At 34.9% G+C, this 15,956-nt stretch carries 17 protein-coding genes; 9 read left to right on the top strand and 8 right to left on the bottom strand.

What is annotated here, in order from left to right; all coding sequences use genetic code 11:
• Positions 1 to 54 precede the first annotated feature (54 nt).
• The 5 genes from mtnW to DN392_RS05740 all read left to right on the top strand — a co-directional run bounded on the left by mtnW (position 55) and on the right by DN392_RS05740 (position 3,662).
• A complete protein-coding gene (gene mtnW, locus DN392_RS05760; RefSeq protein ID WP_048562410.1) occupies positions 55 to 1,299 on the top strand; it encodes a 2,3-diketo-5-methylthiopentyl-1-phosphate enolase in 1,245 nt (414 codons plus the stop codon).
• Complete coding sequence (locus DN392_RS05755; RefSeq protein WP_000027485.1) at positions 1,296 to 1,955, top strand: 2-hydroxy-3-keto-5-methylthiopentenyl-1-phosphate phosphatase; 660 nt, start codon at positions 1,296 to 1,298, stop codon at positions 1,953 to 1,955. The genes mtnW and DN392_RS05755 overlap by 4 nt, the downstream gene beginning before the upstream one ends.
• On the top strand, positions 1,952 to 2,590 hold the full coding sequence (locus tag DN392_RS05750) for a methylthioribulose 1-phosphate dehydratase (protein ID WP_000811321.1): 639 nt from the start codon (positions 1,952 to 1,954) through the stop codon (positions 2,588 to 2,590). Before DN392_RS05755 ends, DN392_RS05750 begins: the two co-directional genes overlap by 4 nt.
• On the top strand, positions 2,568 to 3,080 hold the full coding sequence (locus DN392_RS05745) for a 1,2-dihydroxy-3-keto-5-methylthiopentene dioxygenase (RefSeq protein WP_000057319.1): 513 nt from the start codon (positions 2,568 to 2,570) through the stop codon (positions 3,078 to 3,080). The genes DN392_RS05750 and DN392_RS05745 overlap by 23 nt, the downstream gene beginning before the upstream one ends.
• A gap of 306 nt (positions 3,081 to 3,386) precedes the next feature.
• Positions 3,387 to 3,662, top strand: coding sequence for a hypothetical protein (locus DN392_RS05740; protein ID WP_000054671.1), 276 nt, complete (start codon positions 3,387 to 3,389; stop codon positions 3,660 to 3,662).
• Between the two features lie 51 nt (positions 3,663 to 3,713).
• Here DN392_RS05740 and DN392_RS05735 read toward each other — a convergent pair whose 3' ends face one another.
• From DN392_RS05735 to DN392_RS05720, 4 genes are all read right to left on the bottom strand, one after another.
• Entirely contained in the window at positions 3,714 to 4,046 is a 333-nt protein-coding gene (locus DN392_RS05735) for a DUF3909 family protein (protein ID WP_000365719.1), read from the bottom strand.
• 5 nt (positions 4,047 to 4,051) lie between these two features.
• Entirely contained in the window at positions 4,052 to 4,930 is an 879-nt protein-coding gene (locus DN392_RS05730; protein WP_000440181.1) for an NAD(P)-dependent oxidoreductase, read from the bottom strand.
• A gap of 4 nt (positions 4,931 to 4,934) precedes the next feature.
• Positions 4,935 to 6,071, bottom strand: coding sequence for a serine hydrolase domain-containing protein (locus DN392_RS05725; protein ID WP_002107772.1), 1,137 nt, complete (start codon positions 6,069 to 6,071; stop codon positions 4,935 to 4,937).
• Positions 6,072 to 6,147: 76 nt separating this feature from the next.
• Positions 6,148 to 7,440, bottom strand: a complete 1,293-nt coding sequence (locus DN392_RS05720; RefSeq protein ID WP_001023199.1) for a GGDEF domain-containing protein — start codon at positions 7,438 to 7,440, stop codon at positions 6,148 to 6,150.
• A 330-nt stretch (positions 7,441 to 7,770) separates the two neighbouring features.
• Here DN392_RS05720 and DN392_RS05715 point away from each other — a divergent pair, with 330 nt between their 5' ends.
• The 3 genes from DN392_RS05715 to DN392_RS05705 all read left to right on the top strand — a co-directional run bounded on the left by DN392_RS05715 (position 7,771) and on the right by DN392_RS05705 (position 9,459).
• Positions 7,771 to 8,388, top strand: a complete 618-nt coding sequence (locus DN392_RS05715) for a nitroreductase family protein (protein WP_000180385.1) — start codon at positions 7,771 to 7,773, stop codon at positions 8,386 to 8,388.
• Between the two features lie 290 nt (positions 8,389 to 8,678).
• On the top strand, positions 8,679 to 8,897 hold the full coding sequence (locus DN392_RS05710; RefSeq protein ID WP_000100492.1) for a hypothetical protein: 219 nt from the start codon (positions 8,679 to 8,681) through the stop codon (positions 8,895 to 8,897).
• 196 nt (positions 8,898 to 9,093) lie between these two features.
• On the top strand, positions 9,094 to 9,459 hold the full coding sequence (locus DN392_RS05705; protein ID WP_000468033.1) for a DUF3915 domain-containing protein: 366 nt from the start codon (positions 9,094 to 9,096) through the stop codon (positions 9,457 to 9,459).
• Between the two features lie 97 nt (positions 9,460 to 9,556).
• Here the strand turns inward: DN392_RS05705 and ptsP are convergent, their stop codons facing one another.
• From ptsP to glcT, 4 genes are all read right to left on the bottom strand, one after another.
• Positions 9,557 to 11,269: a phosphoenolpyruvate--protein phosphotransferase gene (ptsP, locus tag DN392_RS05700; RefSeq protein WP_000174214.1), complete on the bottom strand. Its 1,713-nt coding sequence runs from the start codon at positions 11,267 to 11,269 to the stop codon at positions 9,557 to 9,559.
• Positions 11,269 to 11,532: a phosphocarrier protein HPr gene (gene ptsH / locus DN392_RS05695; RefSeq protein WP_000411080.1), complete on the bottom strand. Its 264-nt coding sequence runs from the start codon at positions 11,530 to 11,532 to the stop codon at positions 11,269 to 11,271. The genes ptsP and ptsH overlap by 1 nt, the downstream gene beginning before the upstream one ends.
• 136 nt (positions 11,533 to 11,668) lie before the next feature.
• Positions 11,669 to 13,732 (bottom strand): PTS glucose transporter subunit IIABC, encoded by a 2,064-nt coding sequence (ptsG, locus tag DN392_RS05690; RefSeq protein ID WP_088321201.1) that lies wholly within the window; start codon positions 13,730 to 13,732, stop codon positions 11,669 to 11,671.
• A 339-nt stretch (positions 13,733 to 14,071) separates the two neighbouring features.
• Positions 14,072 to 14,920: a glucose PTS transporter transcription antiterminator GlcT gene (glcT, locus tag DN392_RS05685; RefSeq protein WP_064449209.1), complete on the bottom strand. Its 849-nt coding sequence runs from the start codon at positions 14,918 to 14,920 to the stop codon at positions 14,072 to 14,074.
• 165 nt (positions 14,921 to 15,085) lie between these two features.
• On the opposite strand from glcT, the gene DN392_RS05680 reads away from it, so the two are divergent.
• Positions 15,086 to 15,892 carry a Cof-type HAD-IIB family hydrolase gene (locus tag DN392_RS05680; protein ID WP_088321204.1) on the top strand — a complete coding sequence of 269 codons (807 nt, stop codon included), beginning with the start codon at positions 15,086 to 15,088 and terminating at the stop codon, positions 15,890 to 15,892.
• The last annotated feature ends 64 nt before the right edge of the window (positions 15,893 to 15,956 follow it).

Raw genomic sequence — 15,956 nt, 5'->3', positions numbered from 1 at the left:
AAAAAACCTCTCCTTAGCTGAGAGGTTTTTTTATTTAACTAGGAGGTTTTAACAATGAGCGGAATTATAGCAACGTATTTAATCCATGATGATTCACATAACTTAGAAAAAAAAGCCGAGCAAATTGCACTCGGTTTAACAATTGGCTCTTGGACTCATTTGCCACACTTATTGCAAGAACAATTAAAACAGCATAAAGGCAACGTCATTCATGTTGAGGAACTAGCTGAACAAGAACATACCAATTCGTATTTACGTAAAAAAGTTAAACGCGGGATTATTAAAATTGAATATCCGTTATTAAACTTTAGTCCGGACTTACCAGCAATTTTAACAACTACATTCGGAAAGCTATCACTTGATGGCGAAGTGAAATTAATCGACTTAACATTTTCAGACGAGTTAAAACAATATTTCCCTGGTCCAAAATTCGGGATAGATGGTATTCGAAATCTTTTACAAGTGCATGAGCGTCCCCTTTTAATGAGTATTTTTAAAGGAATGATTGGACGAAATATTGGGTATTTAAAAACGCAATTACGCGATCAAGCAATTGGTGGTGTAGATATAGTAAAAGATGATGAAATATTATTTGAGAATACATTAACACCACTTACGAAACGCATTGTATCTGGAAAAGAAGTTTTAGAATCCGTATATGAAACATACGGACATAAAACGTTATATGCCGTAAATTTAACAGGAAGAACTTTTGATTTAAAAGAAAATGCGAAACGCGCAGTGCAAGCTGGGGCAGATATTCTATTATTTAATGTATTTGCTTACGGACTAGATGTACTACAATCACTTGCAGAAGATGATGAAATCCCAGTTCCTATTATGGCACACCCTGCTGTAAGTGGTGCTTATTCAGCATCCAAGTTATATGGAGTTTCCTCTCCATTATTACTAGGAAAGCTACTACGTTATGCTGGGGCTGACTTTTCATTATTCCCATCTCCATACGGAAGTGTTGCACTAGAAAAAGAGGAGGCTCTTGCCATCTCAAAACATTTAACTGAAGACGATGCATTTTTCAAGAAGAGTTTTTCTGTTCCGTCTGCTGGTATTCACCCTGGTTTCGTTCCCTTTATCTTGCGAGATTTCGGTAAAGATGTTGTTATTAATGCTGGCGGCGGGATACATGGACATCCGAGTGGGGCGCAAGGGGGCGGTAAAGCTTTCCGTACTGCAATTAATGCTACTTTGCAAAATACACCACTCCATGAAGTAGATGACATAAATTTGCATAGCGCACTACAAATATGGGGAAATCCCTCTCATGGGGTGAAATTATGAGTATTCAAGTATTTTGTGATTTCGATGGCACGATTACAAATAATGATAACATTATGTCCATTATGGAAAAATTCGCACCACCAGAAGCCGAAGAAGTAAAGAATAGAATTTTATCACAAGAGCTGTCTATTCAAGAAGGTGTTTCTCAATTATTTCAATTAATACCTACTAGTCTACACGATGATATGATTCAATTTTTAATAAAAACTGCTGAAATCCGTAGTGGTTTTCATGAATTTATACAATTTGTAAATAAAAATAACATTTCTTTTTACGTTATATCAGGTGGAATGGATTTCTTCGTCTATCCACTCTTACAAGGAATCATTCCAAAAGAGCAAATTTACTGTAATGAAACAGACTTTTCAAGTGAATTCATTACAGTTAAGTGGCCGCATCCTTGTGATCATCATTGTCAAAATCATTGTGGATTATGCAAATCATCTTTAATCCGTAAATTAAGTGATACGAATGACTTCCATATTGTGATTGGAGATTCAATTACTGATTTACAAGCTGCGAAACAAGCAGATAAAGTATTTGCTCGCGACTTCCTTATTACAAAGTGTGAAGAGAATTATATTGCTTATACACCGTTTGAAACATTTCACGATGTTCAAACCCAATTAAAACATTTGTTGGAGGTGAAATCATGAAACAACTTTTTCGTCAATGGTATGACTTAAGCGAGATAAAAAAAGAATTAACAACACGAAATTGGTTTCCAGCAACGAGTGGCAATATTTCTATAAAGGTTAGTCATGAGCCACTTACTTTTCTTATTACAGCAAGTGGTAAAGATAAAACAAAAACTACTCCAGATGATTTTCTATTAGTAGATCATCTAGGGCTTCCCGTATTAGAGACTGAATTACGCCCTTCAGCAGAAACAATATTGCATACACATATTTATAACAATACGAATGCTGGGTGCGTACTTCATGTTCATACAACTGATAATAACGTCATCACAAATTTATATAGTGATGCAGTCACCCTTCAAAATCAAGAAATTATTAAAGCTCTCGATATTTGGGAAGAAGGTGCAACAATTCACATTCCTATTATCGAAAACCATGCCCATATCCCAACGCTTGGAGAAAACTTCCGAAAGCATATACAAGGCGATTCGGGAGCAGTATTAATCCGTAACCACGGTATTACCGTATGGGGCCGAGATAGCTTTGATGCAAAGAAAAGATTAGAAGCTTATGAGTTTTTATTCCAATTTCATATAAAACTATTATCAATTCAAGGAGGCGTTTCTAATGGCGCAAATTCGTATTCATGAAGTAAATACTCGCATCGAAAATGAAGTGGAAGTATCTAAATTTCTACAAGAGGAAGGCGTTTTATATGAGAAATGGAATATTTCTAAGCTTCCTACTCATTTAAATGAAAATTATTCGTTAACAGATGAAAACAAGGCTGAAATATTAGCTGTGTTTTCAAAAGAAATCGCTGATGTTTCAGCGCGCCGAGGTTATAAAGCACATGATGTAATTTCACTTTCAAATAGCACACCTAACCTTGAAGAATTATTAATTAATTTCCAAAAAGAACACCATCATACTGATGATGAAGTTCGCTTTATTGTTAGTGGTCATGGCATCTTTGCTATTGAAGGAAAAGATGGGAAATTCTTTGACGTTGAACTTGAGCCAGGCGATCTCATATCTGTTCCTGAAAATGCAAGACATTATTTTACCTTGCAAGATGATCGTCAAGTTGTAGCTATTCGTATTTTTGTTACAACTGAAGGCTGGGTTCCAATTTATTAAGGTAGTTAGTTGAATAAAAGGACTTGGATCCCCTTTTCCAACCTTTTATTCACTCTACATATATACATCCTCCTATGGAACAGGCTTATTTCAAAAAATGAAATAAGCCTGATTTTTTATTTTCTCAAACATATGAGTCCTTCTATTCCAAAACAATCTCCCCTTCTATTTTTCAAGCAAATTTTTTAACACTTTTTGAACATTTATTGAACTTTTTTTGAATTTTTTCTGAAAATTCTGTTTTGTGTATGATATACTACAATTAAATAAAAAGGAAAAGAATATCGCAAACAGAGGGGGATAATCATGAGTTTACTTATCGCACTTATACTAGGGGTTACGTGTGGAGCACTTCCTGTTATTCTAGGAGCTATTATGGAAGAGTTAGAAGTTGGTGTTTTAGGTTTTGTCGCATCTTGTGTAAGCGCTTTATTTTTCGGCTTATTCGGTGCTATTCCTGTTTCAATTCTGTGTGCATTTTATATAGTACGCCATGCTCGTGCAAAACAATTCGGTCCTAATCACATCGCGCAAGTTATTCCATTCCCAATCGAACGATGCCGCAGAGCTTCTAGCTTATAATTATAAAAATTATATATACCTAAATAAATAAAAGTCCTCAAATGAGGACTTTTATTTATTTTCTTCTAGAAATTGAAACAATTCTTGTAAGTGCAAGGCGTCTTCACTATAGCTAACAGATACGTGACATATACCGTCAATCTCTGCTTGCATATAAAGATCAACCCCATCTCGATCATATTTCAATGCCAAATAAAACTCCATTTCTTCTAACATCTTTTTTGAAGTTCGAATAACATAATGCCCCTTCTCATCTCTTCCATATTCGAATTCCGGCCCAAAATCATATTTTTGTTTAAAAGCTTCTTTTTGTTTTTCACTAATTTGTATACAAGTTGCTCGTTGTACAGTATCAATCATCTCATCAAATCTTTGTAGATCCATCTCATTTACCCCTTTATGTATTTTTTATATAACACTTGTGTTCCGCTATTCTCTTCCCCATCTTTTATTAACTCTTCATACAATTGCTTCGCCAAACTTAAACCTGGTACTGGTAATTGCAATTTTTCAGCCTCATCTAAAGCTATCTTCATATCTTTCATAAAGTGCTTTACATAAAACCCTGGTTCAAAATCTCCCTTTAACATTCGAGGAGCTAAGTTACTCAATGACCAACTACCTGCTGCTCCCGTTGAAATACTCTCTAATACTTTATCCGGATCTAGTCCAGCTTTTTTTGCATAAGCAACAGCTTCACATACTCCAATCATGTTAGAAGCAATCGCAATTTGATTGCACATTTTTGTATGTTGTCCACTTCCAGCTGGTCCTTGCAACTGAATGTTTGTTCCTAGTTTTTCAAATAACGGTAAACATTTTTCATATATTTCTTTTTCACCACCGACCATAATTGCGAGCCTTGCTTCTTTCGCACCAACGTCTCCTCCAGATACAGGCGCATCTAACGTATATACATTCTTACTTTTACCGGTTTCATTAATACGTTTTGCCAATGTTGGTGTAGATGTCGTGAAATCAATTGCTATCGTACCTTCATTTGCATTCTCCAAAATTCCATCTATCCCAAAGTACACTTCTTCTACATCATGTGGATATCCAACCATAGTCATTACAACATCAACTTGCTTCACTAACTCTTTCGGTGTATCACACCAATTTGCACCATCTTGCACTAAAGAGTCTGTCTTCGTTTTCGTTCTATTATATACATATACTTGATAGCCGTCTTGCATTAAATGACGCACCATACTTTTTCCCATTACACCAATACCGATGAAACCTATTGATACATTTTTACGTTCCATTTTCTCATCCCCTTTGTTCTAATAAATCACTTACCATCTTTCGAAACTCATTATTAAAATCATCATCTATACTATTTTTCACATTTGAAAATAATATAACAAAAGTGCCTTTTTCTTTATTAAAATTATTGAAAGTGTTCCAACCAGATAGTACACCATGATTATGAAAATAATCTGGATATATGTAAAAACTATATGCATATTTTCGTTCTGTTGAAGGTGAAAACATCGCTTGTCTACTTTGTTCAGAAAGAAGTTTCCCATTTATAATCGCTTCGTCTAACTTCTTCATATCGCCAACTGTCGTATACATCTCACCGCATCCGTATAACCACTCCATTAACAATTTTTGTGCAGGTTCAAGTACATTCTCTTTCTTTACATATCCTTTAGTAAAATGCTGATCTCCCTGAGCCATATTTCCCATACCAGATTCATGCATTTCTGCTTTAGTAAATATATTTTCTTTTATGTAATCTCCTAAAGGTTTTTTTGATATGCTTTCTATAATATAGGCAAGCACCATATAATTATAATCTGTATATCTCCAACCTGTGCCTGGTGGAAATTCTAATTTTTGACTTCCAATCCAATTTACTAAATTTATACGAGAAGCTGCATTCACTTTCCCTTTTCCGCTTTCTGGTAAACCTGATGTGTGTGTTAACAAATGATATAAGGTGATATTTTTATCTACCGGAAAAGAGGGAATATATTTATTTACATTATCTTGAATATTTAACTTCCCTTGTTCCTGCAGCTGTAAAATAGATGTGGCCACGACTGTTTTCGTAATAGAACCGACACGATATTTTGTTTGAGGCGTATTTTCTATCTTATATTGAACATCAGCATATCCATATCCTTTATTCAATATAACATGCTCTTTATCTGTTACTAAAACTGTTCCATTAAATTGCTTTCCTATTAAATATTGATCTAATTTTTGAGATATACTAGCATAATCAATTTGTTGTTCTTCTTTTTCTCCTATATTCTCTTGTACTTCTGATTCAATAGTAGGATTCACCTTAGTTGTTAATACAGTGCTTTCCTTTATATTGGGATTACAGAGAAAATAGTATACTCCACCACAAACTACAGCAGACAGCGAAGCCATCGTCATTATTTTTTTTATCATGTTGTTCGTCCAAAATCCCCCCCCACATTCTATTATCAAACAATAAAAAAAAATCGCAACAATTTGTTGCGAAAAATCACTTTTTTTCTTTTCTATATACACACACTTGATTTTTCCCATTTTTTTTCGCTTCATATAATGCAATATCCGCTCGTTGCATTAATTCTTCTCTTGTAATGCCTTGTTCATATAACGCGACTCCAAAACTCGCTGTTAATTTCGAAATTCCGGAGAAATGCTTTGTTTCAATGAAAAATCGTAATGATTCCGCAACCTGAAACGCTTCTTTTTCTACTGTATTAGTTACTAATATAATAAATTCTTCTCCTCCCCACCTTGCAAATACATGTTGCTGCTCCACTTTAGATTTCATAAGCTCTGCAAGCTGAATTAATGCTAAGTCACCAAAATCATGGCCATACGTGTCATTTACTGTTTTAAAATTATCTATGTCAAATAAAATAAGTGCTATTTTTTCATCGTTACGCATTGCATTATCCCATTCTGCCTCTAGTATTTGTTGGAACTTCAAACGATTATAAATCTCTGTTAACGAATCTATCATAGCAAGCCTTTCTTGTTCTTGATAGATTTCATCTAATTCTGTAATCTCTGTACACTTCACAATAAATCTTGATAAATCTTCTGGCAGTGGTGTCGCACGCAATAAAAAAGTTGACACTTCCCCTTCATAATTGGACATCTTAATTCTTCTATCATATGATAATGTATCATCTAACCATGTTATATCATGAGTTGTTGAATAGTATCCGTTTTCTCTAATAAAATGTTCAGCAAATACTAAATGTTGCTCACGATAGGCAAATAAATTTTCATATCCGAAAAACTCTAAAAAATTTGTATTACAATCAACAATCTCATCGTCTTCTACTATAAATAATAGATCATTTTGAAAATCAAACATCGTTTGAAGTAGTTCTTGTTGCAAACTTACTTGCCGCACTAAAGAAAGCTGATACAAGCTCTTATTCACTTCCTCTAACACCATTTGTGGAGTCACAGGAGCTATCACAATATTACGTATTCCTAACGTAAGCACTTCTGCAAACTCACTTGTTATCTGTTGATCCCAAATGACAATAAATGTACTCTGTGGATTATACATATTCTTTATATATTTTATTTGAGAAAAATCTGTTACATACATAATTACAATATGTGGTTTTGTTCTCTGAAACAATAATTCTCCTTCTTCAAAACTATTTGCTATAAACATACATTTTGGATGAATATTTTCTATCGTTTGTTGATGTGTGCATCCATTTTCTATATAAAGGACATTTAACTGAAGATCTTGTAATACATTTTGGAAAACCGTATTCTCTAATAAAAAATGTAGTATGTTCATCACTAGTCTTCACTCACTTCATATATCTTGTTCTACTGCATTCCTCACAAACATTTTATAAAAAGACTGTTCTCTAAATACTTTAATGAGTGAGGGATGCATATTAACAAGCTAATTGAGAATGCTCTCTTCGCTTTTTCTCTATAAATTCCTTTTTTAGTGTATGATTATAGGAATTGTATCGTTTGTATGAATGCCCTAGCTTCCTCTTTAAAACTTGACAATTAAAATAAAGATATTATATTCTTAAATTCGACAACTTACAAAATGTAAGTAGAATCTATTACATGTATTTTTTTATAATTTGATATGTTACTTGGAGGATATATAATGACAAACGACAACTTTTTTAATGTTCTATACGAACGCACATCTACACGTGCATTCAACCCAGAGAAAGAAATTTCATCTACAGAGTTACACGAGATTTTAAAGGGAGCTGCTCAAGCACCTTCTGCTTGGAACTTGCAGCACTGGAAATTCCTTGTATTCCAAGGTGAAGATGTACAGAAACGATTGCATCCAATTGCTTATAACCAGCAACAAATACTTGATGCTTCTGCTGTAGTCGCTATTTTAGGTGATCTAGAAGCTTATAAAAACGTTGAACCAGTTTATGGTCCAATTGTAGAACAAGGATTTATGAAAGAAGAAGCAAAAGAGCGCTTAGCTAAAAATATTGAGTCTGCATATGCTCGTGAGCAATTCCCAAGAGATGCAGCCTTTTCAAATGCCTCTTTAGCAGCAATGCAACTTATGCTTGCGGCTAAAGCAACTGGCTGGGATACTTGTGCTATTGGTGGTTTCAACCCACAAGCACTTACAGAAGAATTCAATGTTTCATCTCGTTACGTACCAATTATGCTTATTACAATTGGTGAATCAACTTTAAAAGGTCATCCTGCACCACGAATGAGCGTAGAACAAGTGAGTGAATGGGCAAAATAATAAAGTGAACCTTTAATCAACGTGAGGGGCTTACTGCCTGTTAATACGGGATAAAAAAGAAACGAAGGTAATTTCATTACCTTCGTTTCTTTTTCTTCTGTCACACACCCGTAATATTACAATGTATTATTCGACATCTATACATAAAAAAATAGTAAATTTCATGCTATTCCCATACACATAAATGGCGTTTCGTGTCGAATTTTGTTAAAGTATCGAAATATAACCGTGTGTTTTTGTTACAATTATGATACAATGATAACAAATAGATAACAAGAGAGGGATTTTCATTGAGTTCATACGGAAGCTTTATCGCACTTTTAAGTTACATAGTAACTGTACTGCTGTTATATTTTATTGGCGATGCTACAAACATATCAGTGTTACAATTCCCAAAAGAAGAAACGTTCCAATTAGACGCAGAAAAACATACTGCAAGATCCATTGCACCACTACTCTTAGCTCTCCCTGTATATATCATCGTTTTATATAAAAGTAAAAAAGTGTAAAGCCTACCTATTTCATTCATTTCGGTGGTCTTTACACTTTTTTGTGATATTTCCCCTATTTTAAACATCATTCCATACTAAACACCCAGCTAGTCTTTTAAAATGAGAAAATCCCCCAGAAAAAATTCCACTCTCTGTCCAGTCACTCATTACCAAACTTACATAGATTATAAGTGTGAAGGGGGTGATGAGGATTATGTTTGGATCATTTGGATGCTGTGATAACTTTAGAGACTGTCATCATCGTGAAAGAGAGTGCGACCATCGTGACCATCGCGAGAAAGAGAGAGAGGTAAAACCACAACAACCAGCTGTATGTAACGTACTTGCTAGCATTTCAGTTGGAACAGAACTTTCTCTTTTAAGCATTAGAGGTAACGGAACATTCAACAATGTAATTTTTGAAGGTTTCGCTAATGGCGTTGCTCTTTTCTCTGCTTTAGCTCGTAATAACAAAGACGATAAAGATAATAATAAAGACGATAAGAACAATCAAAATCGAAATACTTTTACTGGTATTTTACGTGTATGCCCAACTGATATCGTTGCTATCGCTATCTAATTCCGTTCCTTATCCTCTATAGTAAGAAAATAAGATTTACTTTTCTCATAGAAAAAACCTGAGACCGATTTCAAATCGACTCAGGTTTTTTTATTGATTATATGCTTTTAACTAGTTCAACAACTTCTTCAGCAGTTGACATCATTAATGCTTTTTCTGCTAATGTTTCCATTTCTGCTTTTGACAACTTGCTTAGCTGTGTTCTTGCAGGAAGAATAGATGTTGCACTCATACTGAACTCATCTAAACCTAATCCTAATAATAATGGGATAGCAAGTGAATCTCCCGCCATCTCACCACACATACCAGCCCATTTGCCTTCTTTATGAGCCGCATCGATAACCATTTTTACAAGACGTAAAATAGATGGGTTATATGGTTGGTATAAGTAAGCTACTTGTTCGTTCATACGGTCTGCAGCCATTGTGTATTGGATTAAGTCATTTGTTCCGATAGAGAAGAAATCAACTTCTTTTGCGAATTGATCTGCTAATACTGCTGAAGCTGGGATTTCAACCATCATACCCACTTCAATAGAATCAGAAACAGTTGTACCCGCTTCTACAAGTTTCGCTTTCTCTTCTAATAAGATTGCTTTCGCTTGACGGAACTCATCAAGAGTTGCAATCATTGGGAACATAATTTTTAAGTTACCGTATACGCTAGCACGAAGTAATGCACGAAGTTGTGTACGGAACACATCTTGCTCATCAAGACATAAGCGAATTGCACGGTATCCTAAGAATGGGTTCATTTCTTTTGGTAAATGTAAGTATGGAAGCTCTTTATCTCCACCGATGTCAAGTGTACGAACAACAACAGGTTGACCTTCTTTTACACCTTCAAGAACTGCTTTATACGCTTCGAACTGCTCTTCTTCTGTTGGAAGATTGTCACGGCCCATGTATAAGAATTCTGTACGGTATAAACCAACGCCTTCTCCGCCATTATCGATAATACCTTGTACATCATTTGGTGTTCCGATATTTGCAACAAGCTCAACGTGATGTCCATCACTTGTTACAGTAGCTTGGTCTTTTAATTTTGCCCATTCAGTTTTTTGCTCTTCAAATTTCGCTTTCTTTTCTTCAAAAGAACGAAGAGTTTCTTCTGATGGATTTACAATTACTTCTCCATCTAAACCGTCGATGATTACGATATCGCCGTTTTGGATTTTCTCCATAACAACTTTCGTACCAACAACTGCAGGAATTTCCATAGAACGAGCCATAATTGCAGAGTGAGATGTACGTCCACCGATATCAGTTGTAAAACCTTTTGCATACTTACGGTTTAACTGAGCTGTATCAGATGGTGTTAAATCTTCAGCAATGATGATTACTTCTTCAGAAATTGTACCAGGGTTTGAGAAGTTAATTCCTAGTAAATGTGCAAGAACGCGTTTTGTTACGTCACGAATGTCCGCAGCACGTTCTTTCATATATTCGTTATCCATGTTTTCAAACATAGAAATAAACATTGATGCAACTTCATCCATTGCAAATTCAGCATTTACTTTTTCACTATTTACTTTATCTTTTACTGGGTTTACTAGTTCTGGATCATTTAACACTAATAAATGTGCTTCAAAGATCGCAGCTTTATCAGCACCCAGCTCAGCAAAAGCATGGTCCTTAATTGCTTCTAATTCAGTTTTTGCTTTCTCAAGCGCAGCGTCTAAGCGTGCAATTTCAGCAGCTTCGTTTGTAATTGATTTCTTTTCGATGTTAAATTCAGGATTCTCAAGTCTGAAAGCCTTTGCAATAGCAATCCCACTTGATGCAGCGATCCCTTGAATGTTAAGAGTCATTATTCTCCTAATCCTTCGTTTTTCATAGTTTCTTCGATAGCTGCTAGTGCTTGAGCTGCATCATCACCATTTGCAGTGATTTTAATTTCTGCGTTTTGTTGAATGCCTAAAGACATAACGCCCATGATTGATTTTAAGTTAACGTTTTTTCCGTTATACTCTAAGTTAATGTCAGAACCAAATTTGCTTGCAGTGTTTACAAGTAGAGTTGCTGGACGAGCATGAATTCCTGAGTCGCTAGTTACTTTAAAGATTTTTTCCATGATAATTTATCTCCTTTAAATTACAGTATTTTTTTAGTTGTATAGACGTGAGTACTACATCATCTATTGTATATAATAGGCGATGTTCGGTCAACCACATCGCCTATTATAATTATAAACATTTTGCGTCAAATTCCTACTGAATGTCAATAATAGCGTTTTCGCCCTTCTTAACATTTCCATCTTTTTTCAATTCGACTTGTTGTCCTTGTTGTAAATTCGTAAAGACAATTGGTGTAATGATAGATGGTGCATTTTCTTTTACAAATGCAAGATCTACTTTTAATAATGGTTGTCCTTGTTTCACTTTGTCGCCTTGTGCTACAAGTGCTTCAAAACCTTCACCATTTAATTTTACAGTATCAATACCGAAGTGGATTAAAATTTCTTTTCCGCCTTCAGATTGAATACCAATCGCATGCTTTGTAGGGAATACGTTGACGATCTCACCGTTAACTGGAGAAACTACTGTTCCTTCTGTTGGCTCGATTGCAAATCCGTCTCCCATCATTTTTCCTGAGAATACTTGATCAGGTACTTCTGTAATCGGTAAGATTTTCCCTTCAATTGGTGATACGATTGTTTCGTTTTCATCAACTTTTTTAGGAGTTTCTTCTACCTTTACAGGCTCTTCTTTTTCAACATGAGGTGTACGACCTGACATAATATCATGAATTTGTGATTTTAATGTGTCAGATTTCGGTCCAAAAATAGCTTGAATGTTATTTCCAACTTCAAGTACACCAGCTGCTCCAAGCTCTTTTAAGCGATCTTTGTTTACATTCTTTTGTTCGTTAACTTGAACACGTAAACGAGTAATACAAGCGTCTAAAGAAGCAATGTTTTCTTTACCACCAAGTGCTACTAATACTTCACGTGGAAGTTCTCCTGCTTCTGTTTTACCTGCGCCGTCATTCGCATTTGCTACTTCACGACCAGGTGTTTTTAAATCCCATTTACGGATTGCAAAGCGGAATCCGAAGTAGTAAATAACTGCTAGTACAAGACCAACAATAATTACCCACCACCATGCTGTACGGCCTGGCAGTACACCGAATAACATAAAGTCGATTAAACCACCAGAGAATGTCATACCAATTTTAACACCTAAAATTTGCATTGTCATAAATGATAGACCAGCGAATACTGCGTGAATTCCGAATAGTACTGGTGCTACGAATAAGAATGAAAATTCAAGTGGTTCTGTAATACCTGTTAAGAAAGATGTTAATGCAGCAGAACCTAAAATACCAGCTGCTAATTTTTTATTTTCAGGACGTGCTTCATGGTACATTGCTAATGCTGCTGCTGGAAGACCGAACATCATGAACGGATACTTACCAGTTGTAAATGTACCTGCTGTTAATTCTACACCGTCTTTTAACTGTGCCATAAAGATTTTTTGGTCACCACGGATTAATTCGCCAGCTGCATTTGTATACTGACCGAATTCGAACCAGAACGGTGAATAGAAAATGTGATGTAATCCAAATGGAATTAATGAACGTTCAATTAAACCGAATATGAATGCTGCTAATGTTCTATTTGCATCAATCATTTGATGTGAGAACGTATTTAAGCCACCTTGAATGTATGGCCAAATGAAACACATGATTATACCTACTACTAAAGAGAATGTTGCAGTTGCGATCGGTACGAAACGCTTACCTGCGAAGAAACCTAAGTATGATGGTAATTCAATGTTGAAGTATTTATTGTAGCAATATGCCGCTACTATACCGACGATAATACCACCAAACACTCCCGTTTGTAGCGTTGGAATTCCTAATACGTTTGCATATGCTGGATCTGTAAATCCAATTTTTACTGGGTCTGCTCCAGAACTTGTTACTTTCACTAGCTTATCTACTTCTAAGAACACACTCATCGTTTTATTCATAATTAAGTAACCGACGAACGCTGCTAATCCAGCTACTCCGTCTCCACCAGCTAAACCAATTGCTACCCCAACTGCGAATAATAATGCAAGGTTAGCGAAAATAATATCACCAGATTGTTCCATAATTTTTGCTACCATTACGAACCAATCTGCTTTTAAAGCAGGAATAACATTTGTTAACTGTGGATTTTGAAATGCATTACCAAATCCAAGTAAAATACCTGCTGCCGGTAAAATCGCTACTGGAAGCATTAACGCTTTTCCGACTTTTTGAAGAACACCAAAGATCTTCTTAAACATGGAAACCCTTCCTCTCTTATCTATATTGATACCTTCCGACAAACGCCAAAAAGACATGAGGAAAAAAAGATAGAACGATAGCTATACAAAGGGTAGTATATCCCTTTCTCTAGCTTACATTCCTTACTTTTCTCCACTCATGCCTGATCGAATCAGTAACACGTGTCAAAAATAGGTTTACGTATAAGTTCACTATAATTAAGGCAAACGTTTTCGTTACTTACCTTAATGTGTTTGTCGAAATTTGTATAACTTTGCAATAGTTATTATACATAACTATTGTAAGCGATTCAATGATTTTTTTTAACGTTTTCATTTTAGACAAAAATATATGTCTTTTTACGCATGCTCTGCTTTCACTAAGCGCTGCAGGTGCATCGTTAAATATATGCTCTCTGCTTCATACACAGGAAGTTGCAATTCTTTTTGCATGACCTTAACTAGCTTCCAAGCTAAATTATAACAGACAGGATATTCTGCCTTTAATAAATCAGCAAAACTTTGTGATTCCTCTACTTTTTCCCCTTTTTTTACCCGTTCAATTGCGTATTGTAAATGACGGATAAGGCGTAAATAGTGGATACTTTCTTGGTCTAATGTAATTTGTAAGTTTGTCTCAATTAAAGATACGAGCTGTGCAATGAGACGGGAGTTTTGATTAACTGAAGATAAATCTGAATTTGTAAGCGAACTGTAAATATGGAGTGCAATAAAACCAATTTCTCCTTCTGGTAATGTAATTTGTAAACGAGAATTTAAAAGGTCTACAACACCTTCAGCAATTTCATATTCCTCTGGATAGAGCATTTTCGTTTCAACTAAAAAAGGATTATCAATTGTAAGTCCTTGTTTTAACCGCTTAATCGCAAAAGAAATATGATCTGTTAAAGCGATATGAATATGTTCATTCAATGGTGATTTTGCTTTTTCTTGAATGTAGAACATAATATCATTCATTAATTCAATTAGTTTTTCACTCACATGCGGCACTAACAGTTTGTATTGTTCACGATCACGTTCATTTTTTAAAACAAACATTTTTTCAATTTGTTCTTGCTCCAATACATCTTTCGCTTTTTTCCCAAATCCAATTCCTTTACCAATCACTACTACTTCCTCATGTTCAGGATGGCTAGCAATGATGACATTATTATTTAAAACTTTTTTAATTTCTAGATAATTATTCATATAACACCACCCTCGTACTTAAATAGCCTGCTTTTATGTTACAGAACATTCTTCTTTGTCGTCAATGTAAAACATCTACCATTTCATAAAAATTCATTTTTTAGACATGTTTATATATGATGCGTATAATGTAAGAGCAACTGTACATAGAAAGGAGATAACAACATGATTAAAATGTTTGTAAGTGATATCGATGGTACAATGATGCAACACGGAGGGTTAATTGACGAACAAGATATTGTAGCACTTCGTAGTCTTGCTGAGCAAAATGTTATTCTTTGTTTCGCTTCTGGCCGATTGGATAATGAAATTGCAGACTTAATGAAAGCTGTAAATACAAATTTCCATCGTATTAGTGTAAATGGTGTTTTCGTGTACACACATGAAAACAAGCAACTATTATCCGCAACATTCGATTCGAGTATTCTACCTGATCTGTTAGCAATGACAAATGAAGATCCTTATTTTCGTTATGTAAGTGATGAGCATAATTATTACATTGAAGAGAAAACACCGTTCATTCATGAGCTTGAACAACAAGTAACGATGACTTCTGTTGAAGAACCGCATCTATTACAGAAAATTGATGATACAATTTTCCCAAATAAAATCTCTGTCGGTGGAACAAAGGAAAGCTTACAACTCCTTCAGAAAAAAATTGATGAAAAATTCCACGGAAAAGTTAGTACATTCATTTCAGCAGAACAATGTTTAGATGTAATGCCACCTAATATTAGTAAAGGGGCTGCTATTTCTGTTTTATTAAAAGAGTTTCAACTACAACCAGAGGAAGTTGCTTGCATAGGGGATTCTTATAATGATATCCCGATGTTTTCTTTAACTCCTCACAGTTTTGCTATGTCTCAAGCAGATGAAGCAGTAAAAGAACACGCTCACTATGTAGTAAATACAGTTAAAGATGCTGTTAACCACGTAATTGCTCATAATAAAAATACGACTCACTCCTTATAAGGATGAGTCGTATTTTTTCTTTACATGTTAAACAATTTGACATTAACTGTACTTCACAAACTGA

This window comes from Bacillus sp. BB51/4, assembly GCF_008368845.1.
GTDB lineage: Bacteria > Bacillota > Bacilli > Bacillales > Bacillaceae_G > Bacillus_A > Bacillus_A wiedmannii.
This window is presented reverse-complemented; position numbering and strand designations above follow the sequence as displayed.

Excerpts from the sequence above, each read along its gene's own strand:
- ptsG (WP_088321201.1), bottom strand. The coding sequence starts at position 13,732 with ATGTTTAAGAAGATCTTTGGTGTTCTTCAAAAAGTCGGAAAAGCGTTA.
- ptsH (WP_000411080.1), bottom strand. The coding sequence starts at position 11,532 with ATGGAAAAAATCTTTAAAGTAACTAGCGACTCAGGAATTCATGCTCGT.
- DN392_RS05750 (WP_000811321.1), top strand. The coding sequence starts at position 1,952 with ATGAAACAACTTTTTCGTCAATGGTATGACTTAAGCGAGATAAAAAAA.
- mtnW (WP_048562410.1), top strand. The coding sequence starts at position 55 with ATGAGCGGAATTATAGCAACGTATTTAATCCATGATGATTCACATAAC.
- glcT (WP_064449209.1), bottom strand. The coding sequence starts at position 14,920 with ATGAATAATTATCTAGAAATTAAAAAAGTTTTAAATAATAATGTCATC.
- DN392_RS05715 (WP_000180385.1), top strand. The coding sequence starts at position 7,771 with ATGACAAACGACAACTTTTTTAATGTTCTATACGAACGCACATCTACA.
- DN392_RS05720 (WP_001023199.1), bottom strand. The coding sequence starts at position 7,440 with ATGAACATACTACATTTTTTATTAGAGAATACGGTTTTCCAAAATGTA.
- DN392_RS05730 (WP_000440181.1), bottom strand. The coding sequence starts at position 4,930 with ATGGAACGTAAAAATGTATCAATAGGTTTCATCGGTATTGGTGTAATG.
- DN392_RS05735 (WP_000365719.1), bottom strand. The coding sequence starts at position 4,046 with ATGGATCTACAAAGATTTGATGAGATGATTGATACTGTACAACGAGCA.
- DN392_RS05705 (WP_000468033.1), top strand. The coding sequence starts at position 9,094 with ATGTTTGGATCATTTGGATGCTGTGATAACTTTAGAGACTGTCATCAT.
- DN392_RS05745 (WP_000057319.1), top strand. The coding sequence starts at position 2,568 with ATGGCGCAAATTCGTATTCATGAAGTAAATACTCGCATCGAAAATGAA.
- DN392_RS05680 (WP_088321204.1), top strand. The coding sequence starts at position 15,086 with ATGATTAAAATGTTTGTAAGTGATATCGATGGTACAATGATGCAACAC.
- ptsP (WP_000174214.1), bottom strand. The coding sequence starts at position 11,269 with ATGACTCTTAACATTCAAGGGATCGCTGCATCAAGTGGGATTGCTATT.
- DN392_RS05725 (WP_002107772.1), bottom strand. The coding sequence starts at position 6,071 with ATGATAAAAAAAATAATGACGATGGCTTCGCTGTCTGCTGTAGTTTGT.
- DN392_RS05740 (WP_000054671.1), top strand. The coding sequence starts at position 3,387 with ATGAGTTTACTTATCGCACTTATACTAGGGGTTACGTGTGGAGCACTT.
- DN392_RS05755 (WP_000027485.1), top strand. The coding sequence starts at position 1,296 with ATGAGTATTCAAGTATTTTGTGATTTCGATGGCACGATTACAAATAAT.